21 protein-coding genes are annotated in these 17,311 nt (G+C 68.9%); 18 read left to right on the top strand and 3 right to left on the bottom strand.

The features are described 5' to 3' along the window. The 18 genes from GIY56_RS06855 (at window position 1) to GIY56_RS06770 (ending at window position 15,171) form a co-directional block, all read left to right on the top strand. The gene (locus tag GIY56_RS06855) at window positions 1–1,515 is read left to right on the top strand and encodes an aldehyde dehydrogenase (NADP(+)) (protein ID WP_154764076.1); all 1,515 of its coding nucleotides are present in this window, start codon (window positions 1–3) and stop codon (window positions 1,513–1,515) included. A gap of 59 nt (window positions 1,516–1,574) precedes the next feature. Continuing rightward, window positions 1,575–2,534: a galactofuranose ABC transporter, galactofuranose-binding protein YtfQ gene (gene ytfQ, locus GIY56_RS06850; protein WP_154764075.1), complete on the top strand. Its 960-nt coding sequence runs from the start codon at window positions 1,575–1,577 to the stop codon at window positions 2,532–2,534. A 52-nt stretch (window positions 2,535–2,586) separates the two neighbouring features. After that, window positions 2,587–4,080: a sugar ABC transporter ATP-binding protein gene (locus GIY56_RS06845; RefSeq protein WP_154764074.1), complete on the top strand. Its 1,494-nt coding sequence runs from the start codon at window positions 2,587–2,589 to the stop codon at window positions 4,078–4,080. After that, on the top strand, window positions 4,080–5,087 hold the full coding sequence (locus GIY56_RS06840; RefSeq protein WP_154764073.1) for an ABC transporter permease: 1,008 nt from the start codon (window positions 4,080–4,082) through the stop codon (window positions 5,085–5,087). Before GIY56_RS06845 ends, GIY56_RS06840 begins: the two co-directional genes overlap by 1 nt. After that, the gene (gene yjfF, locus GIY56_RS06835) at window positions 5,084–6,058 is read left to right on the top strand and encodes a galactofuranose ABC transporter, permease protein YjfF (protein WP_154764072.1); all 975 of its coding nucleotides are present in this window, start codon (window positions 5,084–5,086) and stop codon (window positions 6,056–6,058) included. The genes GIY56_RS06840 and yjfF overlap by 4 nt, the downstream gene beginning before the upstream one ends. Beyond that, window positions 6,055–6,894, top strand: a complete 840-nt coding sequence (locus GIY56_RS06830; protein ID WP_154764071.1) for an SMP-30/gluconolactonase/LRE family protein — start codon at window positions 6,055–6,057, stop codon at window positions 6,892–6,894. Before yjfF ends, GIY56_RS06830 begins: the two co-directional genes overlap by 4 nt. Next, a complete protein-coding gene (locus GIY56_RS06825; protein ID WP_328288469.1) occupies window positions 6,891–7,856 on the top strand; it encodes an aldose epimerase family protein in 966 nt (321 codons plus the stop codon). The genes GIY56_RS06830 and GIY56_RS06825 overlap by 4 nt, the downstream gene beginning before the upstream one ends. Further along, a complete protein-coding gene (locus GIY56_RS06820; RefSeq protein WP_154764070.1) occupies window positions 7,853–8,731 on the top strand; it encodes a 2-dehydro-3-deoxygalactonokinase in 879 nt (292 codons plus the stop codon). The genes GIY56_RS06825 and GIY56_RS06820 overlap by 4 nt, the downstream gene beginning before the upstream one ends. Further along, the gene (locus GIY56_RS06815) at window positions 8,728–9,360 is read left to right on the top strand and encodes a 2-dehydro-3-deoxy-6-phosphogalactonate aldolase (protein WP_154764069.1); all 633 of its coding nucleotides are present in this window, start codon (window positions 8,728–8,730) and stop codon (window positions 9,358–9,360) included. The genes GIY56_RS06820 and GIY56_RS06815 overlap by 4 nt, the downstream gene beginning before the upstream one ends. Window positions 9,361–9,457: 97 nt before the next feature. Further along, on the top strand, window positions 9,458–10,027 hold the full coding sequence (locus GIY56_RS06810) for a hypothetical protein (RefSeq protein ID WP_154764068.1): 570 nt from the start codon (window positions 9,458–9,460) through the stop codon (window positions 10,025–10,027). 134 nt (window positions 10,028–10,161) lie between these two features. Beyond that, on the top strand, window positions 10,162–10,776 hold the full coding sequence (locus tag GIY56_RS06805; RefSeq protein WP_154764067.1) for a ribonuclease D: 615 nt from the start codon (window positions 10,162–10,164) through the stop codon (window positions 10,774–10,776). A gap of 69 nt (window positions 10,777–10,845) precedes the next feature. Further along, window positions 10,846–11,790: a KpsF/GutQ family sugar-phosphate isomerase gene (locus tag GIY56_RS06800; RefSeq protein ID WP_328288468.1), complete on the top strand. Its 945-nt coding sequence runs from the start codon at window positions 10,846–10,848 to the stop codon at window positions 11,788–11,790. 3 nt (window positions 11,791–11,793) lie between these two features. Next, window positions 11,794–12,363: a hypothetical protein gene (locus GIY56_RS06795; RefSeq protein WP_154764065.1), complete on the top strand. Its 570-nt coding sequence runs from the start codon at window positions 11,794–11,796 to the stop codon at window positions 12,361–12,363. Window positions 12,364–12,382: 19 nt separating this feature from the next. Next, a complete protein-coding gene (lptA, locus tag GIY56_RS06790; RefSeq protein WP_154764064.1) occupies window positions 12,383–12,859 on the top strand; it encodes a lipopolysaccharide transport periplasmic protein LptA in 477 nt (158 codons plus the stop codon). Next, window positions 12,859–13,608, top strand: coding sequence for an LPS export ABC transporter ATP-binding protein (lptB, locus tag GIY56_RS06785; RefSeq protein ID WP_154764063.1), 750 nt, complete (start codon window positions 12,859–12,861; stop codon window positions 13,606–13,608). The genes lptA and lptB overlap by 1 nt, the downstream gene beginning before the upstream one ends. Window positions 13,609–13,796: 188 nt before the next feature. Next, entirely contained in the window at window positions 13,797–14,372 is a 576-nt protein-coding gene (gene hpf, locus GIY56_RS06780) for a ribosome hibernation-promoting factor, HPF/YfiA family (RefSeq protein ID WP_154764062.1), read from the top strand. Window positions 14,373–14,457: 85 nt separating this feature from the next. Continuing rightward, window positions 14,458–14,919, top strand: a complete 462-nt coding sequence (locus GIY56_RS06775) for a PTS sugar transporter subunit IIA (RefSeq protein WP_154764061.1) — start codon at window positions 14,458–14,460, stop codon at window positions 14,917–14,919. A 63-nt stretch (window positions 14,920–14,982) separates the two neighbouring features. Beyond that, a complete protein-coding gene (locus GIY56_RS06770; protein ID WP_154764060.1) occupies window positions 14,983–15,171 on the top strand; it encodes a hypothetical protein in 189 nt (62 codons plus the stop codon). Between the two features lie 108 nt (window positions 15,172–15,279). On the opposite strand, the gene GIY56_RS06765 is transcribed toward GIY56_RS06770, so the two are convergent. From GIY56_RS06765 to GIY56_RS06755, 3 genes are all read right to left on the bottom strand, one after another. Beyond that, a complete protein-coding gene (locus GIY56_RS06765; protein WP_154764059.1) occupies window positions 15,280–15,837 on the bottom strand; it encodes a fasciclin domain-containing protein in 558 nt (185 codons plus the stop codon). Between the two features lie 111 nt (window positions 15,838–15,948). After that, the gene (locus GIY56_RS06760) at window positions 15,949–16,665 is read right to left on the bottom strand and encodes an anti-sigma factor (protein WP_154764058.1); all 717 of its coding nucleotides are present in this window, start codon (window positions 16,663–16,665) and stop codon (window positions 15,949–15,951) included. After that, window positions 16,662–17,234 carry a sigma-70 family RNA polymerase sigma factor gene (locus GIY56_RS06755; RefSeq protein ID WP_230312346.1) on the bottom strand — a complete coding sequence of 191 codons (573 nt, stop codon included), beginning with the start codon at window positions 17,232–17,234 and terminating at the stop codon, window positions 16,662–16,664. Before GIY56_RS06755 ends, GIY56_RS06760 begins: the two co-directional genes overlap by 4 nt. Between the last annotated feature and the right edge of the window lie 77 nt (window positions 17,235–17,311).

Genomic DNA, 17,311 nt, shown 5'->3' with positions numbered 1-17,311 from the left:
ATGACCTTCACCCCGCATGGCAAACATCTGATCGCAGGCGAATGGCTGGCGGGCGAGGGCACGTTCCGATCCTCGCCCGCCCAGGGCGCGCCGCACGAATTCAGCGCGGGCACCGCCGATCTGGTCAACCGCGCCGCTGAGGCCGCCGAGGCTGCCTTCGCCGCCTATGCCGCCACCTCGCGCGAGGACCGGGCGCGCTTCCTGGACACCATCGCCGACGAGATCGAGGCGCGGGCCGAGGCGATCACCGCCATGGGCACGGCGGAAACCGGCCTGCCCGAGGCGCGGCTGAACGGCGAACGCGGCCGCACCACAGGCCAGTTGCGGCTGTTCGCGGACCATATCCGCAAGGGCGATTACCTCGACCGCCGCCATGACCCCGCGCTGCCCGACCGCCAGCCCCTGCCGCGCCCCGACCTGCGGCTGATGCAACGGCCCATCGGTCCCGTGGGGGTCTTCGGCGCGTCGAACTTTCCGCTGGCCTTTTCCACCGCGGGCGGCGACACCGCCTCCGCGCTGGCCGCGGGCTGCCCGGTCGTCGTCAAGGGTCACCCTGCCCATCCCGCCACGGGCGAGATCGTGGCCGAGGCCGTCCATGCCGCCATCCGGGCCACCGGAATGCCCGCCGGCGTCTTCAGCTTCATCCACGGCGACACGCATCACGTCGGGGCGGCCCTGGTCCAGCACCCGCTGATCAAGGCGGTGGGCTTCACCGGCAGCCTGCGCGGGGGGCGCGCGCTGTTCGACCTGTGCGCCGCCCGCCCCGAGCCGATCCCCTTCTTTGGCGAGCTTGGCTCCATCAACCCCGGCTTCATCCTGCCGCAGGCCCTGGCCGCGCGGGGTGCCAAGCTGGCCGAAGGCTGGGCGGGCAGCCTGACGGTGGGCGCGGGCCAGTTCTGCACCAATCCCGGCCTGATCGTGATGCCCAAGGGCGTGCTGGCCGAAGCCTTCGCCAAGGCGGCGGGGGATGCGCTTGCCAAGATCGGCCCGCAGGTCATGCTGTCCGACGGCATCGCCGAGGCCTATCGCGCGGGCGCCCAACGCGCGGCGGGGGTGGCCACGCCGGTCTTCGAGGGCGAAAGCCACGGCCGCAACGCCCTGCCCGCCATCTACAAGACCACGGCCGAGGAGTTCCTGCGCGACCACACCCTGGCCGAGGAAGTGTTCGGCCCCCTGGGCGTGATCGTCACCGTCACGGACGGGGACCAGATGCTGGACGTGGCCTGCGCGATGGAGGGGCAGTTGACCGCCACCCTGCACCTGGACGAGGGCGACACCGATCTGGCGCGCCGCCTAATGCCGGTGCTGGAACGCAAGGCGGGCCGGATCCTCGCGAACGGCTGGCCCACGGGGGTCGAGGTGGCCGACGCCATGGTCCATGGCGGGCCATATCCGGCATCGACCAATTTCGGCGCGACCAGCGTGGGAACCATGGCAATCCGCCGCTTCCTGCGCCCGGTCAGCTATCAGAACATCCCCGAGGCGCTGTTGCCCGAGGATTTGCGGGGCCTTTGAGGCCCCGCAGCCATCGCCCGGTGGGAGGCCGGGCGATCACCAACAAGGGAGGATAACCGATGACCATCAAGACCCTGCTGGGCACGGCGGCGTTTCTGGCGCTGACCGCCACCGGCGCCATGGCCGAAGGCGAAACCGTGGGATTCGCGCAGATCGGATCGGAATCCGGCTGGCGCGCGGCGGAAACCACGCTGACCCGGCAACAGGCCGAGGAACGCGGCATCCAGCTGCAATTCTCGGACGCGCAGCAAAAGCAGGAAAACCAGATCGCCGCGATCCGGTCCTTTGTCGCCCAAGGCGTGGACGCGATCCTGCTGGCCCCGGTCGTAGCGACCGGCTGGGATTCGGTCCTGCAAGAGGCGAAGGAGGCCGAGATCCCGGTCGTCCTGCTGGACCGCCAGGTGGACAGCAGCGAAGACCTGTATCTGACCGCCGTGGGGTCGAACCTGGTCCACGAGGGCGAGGTCGCGGGCGAATGGCTGGCCAAGGAAGTCGGCGACCGCGAATGCCGCATCGTGGAATTGCAGGGCACCACCGGATCCAGCCCCGCCATCGACCGCAAGACGGGCTTTGAAAACGCCATCAAGGACCACCCCAACCTGACCATCGTGCGCAGCCAGACCGGCGATTTCACCCGCGCCTTGGGCAAGGAGGTGATGGAAAGCTTCATCCAGGCCGAAAACGGCGGCAAGGACATTTGCGCGCTTTATGCCCATAACGACGACATGGCCGTGGGCGCGATCCAAGCCATCAAGGAGGCCGGGCTGAAGCCGGGCAGCGACATCCTGGTCGTCTCCATCGACGGCGTGCCGGACCTGTTCCAGGCCATGGCCAATGGCGAGGCCAACGCCACGGTCGAGCTGACGCCGAACATGGCCGGTCCGGCCTTTGACGCGCTGGCGGCCTATTGGAAGGACGGCACAATGCCGCCGAAGTTCATCCAGACGGAATCGAAGCTCTACACGCAGGCCGACGATCCGGCGGGCGAATACGAGCGCCGCAAGGGCCTGGGCTACTGATCGCCAATGCCGGGCCGTTTCGCGGCCCGGCAACCATCACGAAGGGGGCGTCATGCTGCTGTCCATCCGGTCGCTGACCAAGACCTTTCCGGGCACGCTCGCGCTGGACGGCGTCGATTTCGACCTGCGCGCGGGCGAGGTCCATGCCCTGCTGGGGGAAAACGGCGCGGGCAAATCGACGCTGATCAAGTGCCTGACCGGCGCCTATCGCCGCGACGGCGGCACGGTGACGCTGGACGGCGCGCCCATCGACCCGCAGTCCACCGCCCATGCGCAGGAACTGGGCATCGGCACCGTTTACCAGGAGGTGAACCTGCTGCCGAACCTGACCGTGGCGCAGAACCTGATGTTCGGGCGAGAGCCTCGTCGGTTCGGTCTGATCCAAACCCGCGCCATGCGCGCGCAGGCCCGCGCGATGCTGGCCGAATACGGGCTGTCGCTGGACGTGGACCGCGACCTGGGCACCTATTCCGTCGCCATCCGGCAGATCATCGCCATCGCCCGCGCGGTGGCCCTGTCGGGCAAGGTGCTGATCCTGGACGAGCCGACCGCCAGCCTGGACGCGGCCGAGGTGCGGATGGTCTTCGACGTGGTGCGGTCCTTGCGCGAACGGGGCTTGGGCATCGTCTTCGTGTCGCATTTCCTGGACCAGGTGTTCGACCTGACGGACCGGGTGACGGTGCTGAGGAACGGCCGCAAGATCGTGACCGAAGACACCGCCAACCTGGACCGCGTGCGCCTGATCGAACACATGCTGGGCCGCGAACTGGAGGATGCGACCGCGCACCCCGTCATGGCGCGCGGCCCCCGCCCGCCGATGCTGGAGTTTCGCGGCATGGGGCGCCGCGGCGTGATCGAGCCGTTCGATCTGGCCGTGGGGCAGGGCGAGGTCGTGGGCCTTGCCGGATTGCTGGGATCGGGCCGCACCGAAAGCGCAGAACTGCTGTTCGGTTTGCGCAACGCCCATTCCGGCACGGCGCGTGACCAGAAAGGCCCGCTGGATCTGTCCAGCCCCCGCGCGGCCATCGCGGCGGGCTTCGGCCTTGTCCCCGAGGAACGCAAGACCGACGGCATCGTGGCCGATCTCTCGGTGCGCGAGAACATCATCCTGGGCCTGCAAGCCAGGGCCGGCTGGGCGCGGCCCCTTTCGCGCGGGGAACAGAACCGGCTAGCTGACGACTATATCGCGCGGCTGGACATCCGCACTTCGGGCCGGGACAAGCGCGTGGGCGAACTGTCGGGCGGCAACCAGCAAAAGGTCGTGCTGGCCCGCTGGCTGGCGATGAACCCGCGCTTCCTGATCCTGGACGAACCCACGCGCGGCATCGACGTGGGCGCGCACGCGGAAATCCTGCGGCTGATCCACGAGCTTGTGGAAGGGGGCATGTCGCTCTTGGTCATTTCCTCGGAAATCGACGAACTGATCGCCGTGTCCGACCGCGTGATCGTGCTGCGCGACCGCCGCCATGTCGCCGAACTGACGGGCGAGGAGATCGCGCCCAATCGCATCATGGGGGCCATCGCCGCAACTGAGAGGGCCGCGTGATGCTGAAGCGCCTCGCCCCACAACTGATCGCCTTGGCGGCCCTGGTCGCGGTGGTGACGGCCTTCTATCCGGGCTTCCTGAACGTCCAGATGAATGACGGCCGCCTGGTCGGGCCGGTCATCGACGTGCTGAAACGCTCCGCCCCCGTGGCCTTGCTGGCGGTCGGCATGACGCTGGTGATCGCCACGCGCGGCATCGACCTGTCGGTGGGCACGATCATGGCGATCTGCGGGGCAGTCGCCGCCGCTTCGGTCGCCGCCGGTTGGGGCCTGCCCGCCGCGCTGGTCCTGGCGCTTGGCGCGGGCGCGCTTGCGGGGCTGTGGAACGGCGCGCTTGTGGCCATCGTCGGCATCCAGCCCTTTGTCGCCACGCTGATCCTGATGACCATGGGGCGCGGCGTGGCGCAACTGATCACCGAGGGGCGGATTCTCACCTTCACCGATCCCGGCTTTGGCTGGATCGGCTCGGGCACCATGCTGGGCCTGCCGGTGCCCACGGCGATCTGGGTCGCCACCGCCGTTGCCGCGGCGCTGCTGATGCGCCGCACCGCGCTTGGCCTGCTGGTCGAGGCCATCGGCATCAACCGCCGCGCCAGCACCCTGGCGGGCGTGAACGCCACCGTGCTGCTGGTCGCGGTCTATGTGGCCTCGGGGCTGTGCGCCGCATTGGCCGGGCTGATCGTCACCGCCGACATTCGCGGAGCGGATGCCAACAACGCCGGGCTGTGGCTGGAACTGGACGCGATCCTGGCCGTGGTGATCGGCGGCAATTCGCTGCTGGGCGGGCGATTTTCCATCGCGGCATCGGTGATCGGCGCGCTGATCATCACCACCATCAGCATCGGCATCCGCCTGATCGGCTTTCCGTCGGAATACAACCTCATCATCAAGGCGGGCCTTGTGCTGGTGATCCTTGTCCTGCAATCGCCGCGCATCAGCGCCGAATGGCGGTTGTGGCGCGACAGCCACCGCGCGCAGCGCGAGGCCACGTTGCGGAGGCCGACATGAGCACCCGCGCGCTGCCCTTGTATGTGACCATCGGGATCTTCCTGCTGGCCTACGGGGTCTTCTGGCTGCAATTCCCCAACATCCTGTCCACGCGGGTCGTGGGCAACCTTCTGACCGACAACGCCTATCTGGGCATCGTCGCGGTGGGCATGACGCTGGTGATCCTGGGGGGCGGCATCGACCTGTCGGTGGGGTCGGTCATCGCCTTTTCCGGCGTTTTCATCGCCGTGATGCTGCGCGACACGGGGTTGCATCCGCTGGCGGTGTTCGCGGCTCTGCTGGCGCTGACGACCGCCTTCGGCGCGGGCATGGGGTTCCTGATCGACCGGCTGGCGATGCCCGCCTTCATCGTCACGCTAGCGGGCATGTTCCTGGCCCGGGGGGCGGCCTATATCCTGTCCATCGACTCGGTCCCGATCCAGCACCCGTTCTATGACGCGCTGCAAGGGGCCTATTGGCTGATGCCGGGCAAGGGGCGGCTGACGGGGATCGGCGTCGTGATGGTGCTGACCTTCGCCCTTGGCATGATCGTCGCGCACAAGACGCGCTTCGGCGCGTCGGTCTATGCGCTCGGCGGGGGCGAGGCCGCGGCGCGGCTGATGGGCGTGCGCCAGGGCCGCACCACGGTGCTGGTCTATGCCTTTTCCGGCGCGATGGCGGGGCTGTCGGGGATCGTGTTTTCCATCTACACCGGGTCGGGCTATTCGCTGGCGACGGTGGGGACCGAGCTGACGGCCATCGCCGCCGTGGTGATCGGCGGCACGCTGCTGAGCGGGGGCGCGGGCTACATGTTCGGCACGCTTGTGGGCGTGCTGACCATGGGGCTGATCCAGACCTATATCGTCTTCGACGGCAGCCTGTCGTCCTGGTGGACCAAGATCGTCGTCGGGATCCTTTTGCTGGCCTTCATCCTGTTGCAAAAGGGCTTGCTGAAACTGTCGCAGATGCGGCTTGCCAAGGGGGCACCATGATCCACGACGACCGCCAATGCCAGTTGGGCGAGGGGGCGTTCTGGCACCCCGAGCGCCGGCAGTTCTTCTGGTTCGACATCCTGGGCAAGCGGCTTTTGTCGCAGGACAATGGCGCGCCGGTGGAATGGCGATTGGACCGCATGGCCTCGGCCGCGGGCTGGATCGACCGCGACCGGCTGCTGGTCGCGACCGAGACGGGGCTTGCGGTCCTGTCGCTGGGGGATGGCTCGCTGACGGATCTGGCGGCGGTCGAGGCGGACAACCCCGCCACCCGCTCGAATGACGGCCGCGCCGACCGGCAGGGGGGCTTCTGGTTCAGCACCATGGGGCGGAACGGCGAGGCCGGGTTGGGCGCGATATATCGCTTTTACCGGGGCGAGATCCGCAAGCTGGTAGAGCCTATAACCATCCCGAACTCGATCTGCTTTTCGCCGGATGGCGGCACGGTGCATTATTCCGACACCGACCGCGGCATCGTCTGGCGGCAGGGGTTGGATACGGAGGGCTGGCCGGTGGGCGAGAGGCAGGTTTATCTGGACCTGTCCGCGCAAGGCTGGTCGCCCGACGGCGCGGTAATCAACGCGGATGGCGGCTTCTGCTGCGCGGTCTGGGGGCAGGGGGCGGTCATGCGTTTCGATGCCGACGGCAACCGGACCCATCACTGGACGGTCGGCGGGCGGCATTCGTCCTGCCCGGCCTTCGGCGGGCCTGATTTGACGCAATTGCTGGTCACGACCGCCCTGGACGGGATCGACGATCCCGACGAGGCGCAGGGCAAGACGTATCTGCTGGACACCGGCGTGACCGGGTTGCCGGAACCCCGGGTGATCCTGTGACGGGGACGCTTTCCGATGGCCGCAGCGTTGACCGCCTGACCCTGACCGGCGGCGGGCTGACGGCGCAGGTGCTGACGCTGGGCGCGACCGTGCAGGATCTGCGGATGGATGGCGTGGACTATCCGCTGGTGCTGGGCTGTCCCGACCCGGCGGACTATCTGGACGACGGGCTTTACATGGGCGCCATTGTCGGGCGCTTTGCCAACCGCATCGGGGGGGCGCGCTTCACGCTGGACGGGTGCGAACACCGCACCGATCCGAATTTTCGGGGCCGCCACACGCTGCATGGCGGATCGCACGGGACGAACCGGCATCTGTGGACCGTCGAGCAGGCGGGCGAAGACCGTGCCATCCTGTCGCTGGTGCTTCCCGATGGGGACATGGGCTTTCCCGGCACCCTGTCCATCCGCGCGGACATCACCCTGCGCGAAGGCGCGCTGATCTTCGATCTGAGCGCCGAAACCGACGCGCCGACGCCCTGCAACCTGGCGCATCACGGCTATTTCAACCTCGACGGCGGGGGCGACGTGCGCAACCACCGGCTGCGGGTCGCGGCGGATCGCTATCTGCCAGTGGACGGCGACCTGATCCCGCTGGACCCTGCACCGGTCCAGGGCACGCGCTTCGATTTCCGGCAGGCGCGGCGGATCGAGCCGGGGGAATACGACCACAACTTCTGCCTGTCGGATGGTCCCGCAGCCCCGCGCGTGGTGGCGGACCTGACCGGGCAATCGGGCATCCGGATGCAGATCGAGACGGACCAGCCGGGCCTGCAGGTCTATGACGGCGTGCATTTCGGCGGACTGCCGGGCCTGGACGGACGCCGCTACGACCGCTTCGCGGGCGTGGCGCTGGAAACCCAAGGCTGGCCCGACGCGCCGAACCGGCCGGATTTCCCCCCTGCGATCCTGAGGCCCGGCGAGATCTGGCGCAGCCACACCGCCTACAGGTTTTCCCGATGACCGCGCTGATCGGCATCGACTGGGGCACGACCTCGTTCCGCGCCTGGCGCATGGGCGCGGGGGGCGAGGTGCTGGACACGGTGGGCGACGGTCCCGGCATCCTGGCCGCGGGCGCCTTGCCGGGCGGGTTCGGCCAGGCCCTGCGCGACCGCATCGGCGATTGGCTGGACGGCACCCCCATCATCACGTCGGGCATGATCACCAGCCGCAACGGCTGGGTGGAAACGCCCTATCTGCCCCTGCCTCTGGACGCGGGCGCCCTGGCGCGCAGTCTGACCCTGCACGAGGGCATCCATTTCGTGACCGGCGCGGTCAGCGACCCGGACGGTCCCGCCCCCGACGTGATGCGCGGCGAGGAGACCGAGATCATCGGCCATTTGGCGGAAGGGGGCGAAGGCGGCCTGTTCGTCCTGCCCGGCACCCACAGCAAATGGGCCTGGGCCGAGGGCGGCAGGTTGACCGCCTTCCGCACCGTCATGACCGGAGAGGTCTTCGCGGCCTTGCGCGACCACACCATTCTGGGCCGGTTGATCCAGCCGGGGCCGGGCAGCGACGATGCCTTCCGGCGCGGGGTTCAGGCCGGGCAAGGGGACGGCGCGCTGCTGGCACGCATCTTCTCGGCCCGGACGCTGGCGCTCATGGACCGGCTGGCCCCGGACCAGATCGCGGATTACCTGTCGGGCCTGTTGATCGGGGACGAGGTGGCGCAGGGTGCGCGCGATGCCAGCGGACCCGTCACGATCATCGGGCGCGGCGATCTGGCCGCGCGCTATCAAGCGGCCTTCACGATGCTGGGCATCGACGCGCAGATCGCGCCGCCGGGCATGGCGCGGCGGGGGCTTTGGGAAATCGCCCGCATGGGGGGACTGACATGACCGACTTCGACACGGCCTTCGCCGCCAATCCGCTGATCGCGATCCTGCGCGGGTTGCGCCCGGTGGAGGCTGCGGACACCGCCACCGCCCTGACCAGCGCGGGCTTCACGATCCTGGAGGTGCCGCTGAATTCGCCCGACCCCCTGGACAGCATCAGGCGCATGGTGGCCGCCGTGCCGGACGCCATCGTCGGCGCGGGCACCGTGCTGACCGCCGATCAGGCGGGCGCGGTGGCCGAGGCCGGGGGCCGCATCATCATCGCCCCGAACTTCGACCCCCGGGTCGCGGCCGAGGCGCGGCGGCTGCGGCTTGCCTATTGCCCCGGCGTGGGCACCGTCAGCGAGGCCTTTGCCGCGCTGGAGGCCGGGGCCGCCGCCCTGAAGCTGTTCCCGGCGGAAATGATCCCCCCCGTCGCCGTCAAGGCGATGCGCGCGGTGCTGCCGCGCGAGGCGCGCCTGCTGCCGGTGGGGGGCATCGGCCCGTCCACCATGGCAAGCTATGTCGCGGCGGGGGCGGACGGGTTCGGGTTGGGATCGGCGCTTTACAAGCCCGGCCAGGATGCGGCGACGACCGGGGAACGGGCGCGGGACTTCATGGCGGCCTGGGCGGCGCTGCGCCCCATGACTTAAGTTAACCCGCCTTCCGGATGGGGAACATTGCCCAAGGGGCGTGCGTTTCCGGCCGTGCGCCAAGGGGAAGGCGCGTCACATCATCCGGGAGGATCAGATGAAACCCATGTCCACAGGACTTGTCGGCGCAGCTTTGCTGGCGCTGAGTGCCGTTGCCGCCCAAGCCGATTGCGCCGCCGAACTGGCGCGGCTGACCGGAGGCGGCGCTGCGGCCGAAGGCATCTCCAAGGACGGATCGCTGGCGCCGCTGGAAACCGCGGCGGATGCGGCCGCGGCGGGGGCGGATGCCGCGGCATCGCAGGCCGCGGACACGGCGGAAGCGGCAGGCATGAACAGCGCCGCCCCGACCGACAGCGCGGCGACGGGCACCGCGTCCTCGGGCGGTGCCGCGACGGACACCGCCGCAGCCGAGGGGAACGGCGGGATCGCCAAGGACGGCTCCCACACGCCCCTGGAAGGCGCGGGCGGCCAGCAGGCGGGCGTGGCGATGTCGGGCGCCGATGCCGCGGCCCAGCAGCAAGGCCAGCCGACCGCGGCCGAACAGGCTGCCGGCGCCGGCGCGGACCACTCCACGCGCGATGCCCATATCCAGGCCGCGCGCGATGCGCTGGCCGCAGGCGACGAGGATGCCTGCATGAAGGCCGTTCAGGCCGCGCAGTCGTCCTGACATCATCCTTTGGCCGGGGGGCGATCCCCCCGGCCATCTTGCCGTCTGGCCCGGTTCAAGCGAATAACACTGGAATGCCGCGCCGCTTTCTGGTGAGAAGGCGCCAGCGCAGCTTGGCCCGGACGAACGACGCGATGAGCATACATCTTTACCCCAACGACCTTCCCGACGACCTGGTTCTTGGCCCGGTCGTGGCCATCGACACGGAAACGATGGGCCTGGACCCGCGCCGCGACCGGCTGTGCCTGGTGCAGTTGTCGTCAGGCGACGGGGACGCGCATCTGGTCCAGATCGAGCGCGGCCAGACCGAGGCGCCGAACCTGTGCCGGCTGCTGACCGATCCCAAGGTGCTGAAGCTGTTCCATTTCGGGCGCTTCGACATCGCCGCGCTGGAAAACGCCTTTGGCGTCGTGACGGCGCCCGTCTGGTGCACCAAGATCGCGTCCAGGCTGGTGCGCACCTTCACCGACCGGCACGGGCTGAAATACCTGTTGCAGGAACTGGTGGGCGTCGATGTCAGCAAGCAGCAGCAGACCAGCGATTGGGGGGCCGCGGATCTGACGGATGCGCAGCTGGAATACGCGGCATCCGACGTTTTGCACCTGCACAGGCTGAAGGAGGCGCTGGAGGAACGGCTGCGGCGGGAAAACCGCATGGGGCTGGCGCAGGCCTGCTTCGATTTCCTGCCCGCCCGCGCCCATCTGGATCTGCTGGGTTGGGGGAATGAAAACGACATCTTCATGCACTAGATGGCAAGACCGGGGGCTTCGCGCCCCCGGACCCCCGCGGGATATTTAAGCAAAGGTGAAGGCAGCGGCGTGAGCGACTATCTGGACACGGCGCGGCGGGTGATCCGCTGCGAGATCACCGGGCTTGAAGCCTTGGCCCGGGGGCTGAACGGCGATTTCGCCCGCGCGGTCGATCTGATCCTGGGGGCGCGGGGCCGGGTGATCGTGTCGGGCATGGGCAAGTCGGGCCATGTGGGGCGCAAGATCGCGGCCACGCTGGCATCCACCGGGACGCCCGCGCAGTTCGTTCATCCGGCCGAGGCGAGCCATGGCGACCTGGGCATGGTCACGCAGGCCGATGTGGCCCTGGTGCTGTCGAACAGCGGCGAGACCCCCGAACTGGCCGACCTGATCGCCCATACGCGGCGGTTCGGGATCCCGCTGATCGGGGTCGCCTCGCGCCCCGAATCGACGCTGCTGCGGCAGGCGGACGTGGCCCTGGTGCTGCCCCTGGCCCCCGAGGCCTGCGGCAGCGGCATCGTGCCCACGACCTCGACCACCATGACGCTGGCCTTGGGCGACGCGCTGGCGGTGGCGCTGATGGAGCACCGGCAGTTCACGCCCGAGCATTTCCGCACCTTCCATCCCGGCGGCAAGCTGGGGGCGCGGCTGGCCAAGGTGGCCGACCTGATGCACCGCGACATGCCGCTGGTGGCCGAGGATGCGCCGATGTCGGACGCGCTGCTGGTCATCAGCCAGAAGGGGTTCGGGGTGACGGGCGTGACCGATGCGGCGGGGCGCCTGGTGGGCATCATCACCGACGGCGACCTGCGCCGCCACATGCAGGGCCTGCTGGATCACCGCGCGGCCGAGGTGATGACCCCCGGTCCCCGCGTGATCGCCCCCGATGCCCTGGCGGAATCGGCCCTGGCGCAGATGCAGGACGGCAAGATCACCTGCCTGTTCGCGGTGGCGGGCGGGGTGCCGCAGGGGATCCTGCATATCCACGACTGCCTGCGCGCCGGGATCGTCTGACCGATGAACCGCACCCGTGTCGTCCGCTGGCTGCGCGTGCTGCTGCCGCTTGCCGCGCTGGCGATGCTGTCCACGCTGTTCCTGTTCTCGCGCGGGGGGGACAGCGAATCGCAGATCCCCTATGCCGATGTGGATGCCGAGGCGATGGCCCGCGATCCGCGCCTGGTGTCGCCCGAATATGCCGGCGTGACCGACGACGGCGCCCAACTGACCCTGCGCGCAACCGAGGCCGCGCCGGGCCAGGGGGGCGGCAGCGCCCGCGACCTGCGGCTGGACTGGCAGCGTCCCGACGGCCTGCGCGCCGACCTGACCGCGCCCCGGGCCGGGCTTGCGGGCGGCGCGATCCGGCTGGAGGGCGGGGTGCGGATGACCACATCGTCAGGCTGGATCGTGGAGGCGCAAAGCGTCGAGACCGCAACCGACCGGTCCCGCATCGCCGCCCAGGACGGCGTTCAGGCGGATGCGCCCTTTGGCAGCTTGTCGGCGGACCGGATGGAGCTTGCGCCGGGCGGGGGCACGGACGCTTCGATCTTGAATTTCTCGGGCGATGTCCGTCTGATATACCAGCCCTGATCCACCGAAGGACACGCCGATGCTGCGCCCCCTGCTGACAGCCCTGATCCTTGCCGCGGCCCCGGCGGCGGCGCAGAACACGACCTTCGGGGGGATGCGCGCCGATATTTCCGCGCCGGTCGAGGTGGCGGCCGACAACCTGTCCGTGAACCAGGCCGACGGCAGCGCGGTCTTTACCGGCAACGTGGTGATCGGCCAGGGAGAGATGCGGCTGTCCGCCGACCGCGTCACCGTGGTCTATGCCCAAGGCGGGCAAAGCCGCATCCGCTCGCTGGATGCCCAGGGCAACGTGACGCTGGTATCGGGCGCTGACGCGGCCGAGGCGAAGGCGGCGACCTATGACGTGGAGACGGGCAATGTCACGCTGACGGGCGACGTGGTGCTGACCCAGGGCGGCAACGTGCTGACCGGAGACACCATGCAGGTGAACCTGGCGTCGGGCACCGCGCAGGTCCAGGGCCGGGTGCGGTCGGTCCTGCAGCCGGGCCGCAACTGATGCGGGGTTCGGCGGCGCGCACGGGCGACGGGCTGCACGTGCGGGGCCTGCGCAAATCCTATCGCAACCGCCCGGTGATCCGCGACGTGTCCGTCGATCTGGCGCGGGGCGAGGTCGTGGCCCTGCTGGGTCCGAACGGGTCGGGCAAGACCACCTGTTTCTATTGCATAGCGGGCTTGGTGCCGCCCGATGCGGGGCAGGTGCTGATCGACGGCCGTGACGCCACCCGCCTGCCGATGTTCCGCCGCGCGCGGATGGGCATCGGCTATCTGCCGCAGGAAATGTCGATCTTTCGCGGGCTGACGGTCGAGCAGAACATCATGGCCGTCCTGGAGGTCGTCCACGAGGATCCCCGCCACCGCCGCGACCGGCTGGAGGAGCTGCTGGGCGACTTTTCCATCGAACACCTGCGCGCCGCGCCCGCCCTGGCGCTGTCGGGGGGCGAGCGCCGCCGGGCCGAGATCGCGCGCTGCCTGGCATCCGACCCCAGCTTCCTGCTGCTGGACGAACCTTTCGCGGGCGTCGATCCCATCGCCGTGGGGGAAATCCGCGGGCTGGTCCATGACCTGAAGTCGCGCGGCATCGGCGTGCTGATCACCGACCACAACGTGCGCGAAACGCTGGGCATCGTGGACCGGGCCTATATCCTGCACGACGGCCATGTGCTGATGTCGGGCAGCACCGACCAGATCGTCGCCGATCCCAAGGTGCGCGAGGTCTATCTGGGCGAGGGCTTCCGCCTGAACTGACGGGATGCGGCGGCCATGAAATCGTCTCACGCGAACGTGCGCCCCGTTGACAGAACCGCCGGGCTGTCACCAAATTGAGTCATGCGGGCGCGGCAGGAACCGTGTCCCGCCACCCCCGTTTCCGCCGCGTGCCGGCAAGACCGAACGGGCCGGCGCATACGGGAAACGGGCAACCGAGAGGAAAGACGATGCGCTATACCATCAGCGGAAAACAGATCGATGTCGGCGATGCGCTTTCGACGCATGTGAAGACGCAAGTGGGTGAAACGATCGACAAGTATTCGCAGCGCCCGACCGATGCGACAGTCACGTTCTCGAAGGATGCCCACCAGTTCCTGTGCGACGCCGTGGTGCATCTGTCCACCGGGCTGAACGTGACCGCGCGCGGTGCCGCCACCGAGATCTATGCCGCCTTCGAGGCCTGCCGCGAAAAGATGGACAAGCAGCTTCGCCGCTACAAGCGCCGCCTGAAGGATCACCACAAGGACAGGTCCGGGCCGGTTGAGTTCGGCCAGGCCGGCGTGTATGTGCTGACCGGCGACGAGGACGACTGGGAAGCGCAGGACAGCGGCCTGCAACCGATCATCATCGCCGAGATGGAGACCCGCGTGCCGACCCTGTCGGTGGGCGACGCGGTGATGCAGATGGAATTGTCGGGGACGCCGCTTCTGGTGTTCCGCAACGAAAAGCACGGGGGCGTCAATGTCGTCCATCGCCGCGACGACGGCAATGTGGGATGGATCGACCCGCGCGGGAACGGCTGACGCCGCCCGCCAGGCGCCCGACGGAAAACCGGACCGCCCCCGGCATCCTGCGCGGGGGCGCTTGAACATTGGAAAGACGAAAGCCATGCTGCTGACCGAAATCCTCAAACCGGGCGCCGTGCGTTCCCTGGGTCAGGTGACCTCGAAAAAGCGGCTGTTTCAGGAACTGGCGGATCTGGCGCACGCCGAATACGGCCTGAACGCGACCGAGGTTCTGGACGCGCTGCAGGAACGCGAAAGCCTCGGCCCGACCGGGGTGGGGCAAGGGGTGGCGCTGCCGCACGCGCGCCTGCATGGCCTGGACCGCGTGGTGGGCCTGTTCGTGCGGCTGGAAAAGCCGCTGGATTTCGACGCGGTGGACCGCCAGCCGGTCGATCTGGTCTTTGGCCTGCTGGCGCCGGAAACCAGCGGCGTGGATCACCTCAAGGCGCTTGCGCTGGTGTCCCGCACCCTGCGCGACACCGACCTGCGCGCCAAGCTGCGCGCCAACGACGACCCGGTGGCGCTGCACGCGGTGTTGTCGGCCCAAGGCGTCAAGGCCGCCTAAAGGCTTTGGGTTTGGGCCGATTCGGTCCTATACAGGGCCTCCACCTGTTGAAGGAGGCCCAGGATGACCAAGCCGATCAGTGACAAGTCCGAGGACAAGGGGACAAGCCGCCTGCGCGCGTTCACCCGGCAGGACCGCGAGGCCGGCACCCATCCGGCCATCGAGGCGCTGCGCACCCGTCCACAGACGCGAAGCGGTGAAAACCGCAAGGCCGTGGAATACGCGCGGATCGAGCGCGGGCAGACGAGTTGACCGTCCAGGCCCCTGTCATGCGCCAGGGGCTGGCGTGACCGCGCCGCCGTCGCAAGGCGGCATGGGCAAGCGACGCGGCATCAAGGCCCGGCCGCTTGCCCTGTCGCTTCAGCCTTTCGGCAGCAGGACCTTGTCGATGACGTGGATCACGCCGTTCGACTGCACGACATCGGCAATGGTCACCGTGGCGACATTGCCGTTCTCGTCGGTCAGGGTGATCTTGCCGTCCATGGCCTGGGCGGTCAGCGCGCACCCGCCCAGGGTGGCGACCGTATGCTTGCCGCCGTCATCGGCGATCATCTTGCCGATCGCTTCCGACATGGCATTGGCGCCGACCACATGGCAGGTCAGGATGGTGGTCAGCTGTTCCTTGTTTTCCGGCTTCAGCAGGGTTTCGACCGTGCCTGCCGGCAGGGCCTCGAAGGCGGCGTTGGTGGGCGCGAAGACGGTGAACGGGCCTTCGCCCTGCAACGTCTCGGCCAGGCCGGCGGCCTGAACGGCGGCAACCAGCGTGGTGTGGTCGGCCGAAGCCGCCGCGTTCTCGACGATGGTCTTGTCGGCGGACATCGCCGCGCCTCCCACCATGGGATTGTCCTGGGCTGCTGCCACCCCGGCAGTCGCAAGGGCAAGGCAGCCCGCCATCAGCGCCGTGGAAATCGTCTTCATTGCATTCCTCCTCAAGAAAGCCTCCTCGCCATCGAGGGACGACCGTAGTCACGAGGGGAAGGCGGCCAGAGTTTCAGAGGAGGCGATTTTTTTTGCCGCAGGCCCGCGTCGTCAGATGCCGCGCAGGTCGCCTGCCGCCACGACCGCGCCCGTCGGAAGCCCGGTGGGCGATCCTCCGGGCGGTTCCAGGCTGATCGCCAGCTGGGCGCCTGTCCCGACCAGGGTGCGCAAGGGGCTGTCCAGCGTCAGGTGAACGGCAGCGCCCGCAGGAATGACCCCCAGCGAGACGGGCGCTTGCCCGGCCTGGACCACCCACAACTCAAAGGCCCGCCCTGCCGCGGGGTTGCCCGACAGATGCGACAGGCCGACCACCCCGTGGCCGGGGTCATAGACCGCCACGTAGTGCACGTCGCTGGCCTGATCGGCCAGCGAGGCGACAAGCCGCGCCTGATCGGCTGCCGGATCGGGCGCCAGGCGCGGCAGGGCCACCGCGAACAGGAACGCCGCGGTGGCGATCCCCGCCAGCCCGCGCCACAGGGCAAGGCTTTCCCAGAACCCGGCCCTAGGTCCGGAGGCGGCTTGGCCGAAAAGCCGGATGTCCAGGTCTCGCTTGACGGCGGGGGAAGGGTGCCCTTCGGCAAATCCGTCGGCCAGGGGCAGCAGGCGGTCCTGCCATGCTGCGACCTGCCGGGCAAAACCAGCGTCCCCGTCCAGGCGGCGTTCCAGTGCCGCATGGTCGTCAGCGGGCAGGACGCCCAGCACGAATTCGGCGGCCAGGATGTCGTCGCCGCCGCTGTCGTCGGGCAGGTCGATGCCGACGGTGCTCATCGCTCCAGACACTCCCTCAGGCGCAAAAGGCTGCGGCGCAGCCAGGTGCGCATCGTGTTCAGCGGCACACGGTGGCGCGCGGCCAGATCGGCATAGCTGTAGCCGTCAAGGTAGGCCCCCTTGACCGCGGCGGCCCGGTCGTCTTCCAGTTCGCTGATGCAGCCGTCCAGCCTGTGGCGTTCGCCCGTGGCGATGCTGCGCGCTTCGGGACCGGGCGCCGGGTCGCGAACCTCCAGCGCGGCATCGCCGATGGCGGACGCCGCGTCGCGGCGCTTGCGCAGCCGGTCTATGGCCTGGTTGCGGGCAATCGCGATCAGCCACGACATCGGGCTTTGCCCGGTCACCGAAAACCGATCCGCCTTGAGCCAGATCTTCACGAACACGTCCTGCACGGCCTCCTCGGCCTCTGGCCTGTTGCGAAGGACACGCAGGCAGACGCCAAAGAGTTTCCCCGAGGTGACCTGATACAACAGGTCGAAAGCCTGCCGGTCGCGCAACGCGACGCGCAGGATCAGGCTTGAGATCTGGTCTGTGCCTGACGATCCAGGCATCGTTTCTGCATCGCGCATGAAACCTGACCATGCACGGCGGATGCGTCAAGGCAAGGGGCAGCGTCCTTTCGGACGCGCTTCTCCATGCCGCAGGA

It is taken from the genome of Paracoccus lichenicola (assembly GCF_009708075.1).
In the GTDB taxonomy this organism is placed as follows: Bacteria; Pseudomonadota; Alphaproteobacteria; order Rhodobacterales; family Rhodobacteraceae; genus Paracoccus; species Paracoccus lichenicola.
Note: the sequence above shows the minus strand (reverse complement) of the source record. Positions and strands in the feature narration are given on the sequence as shown.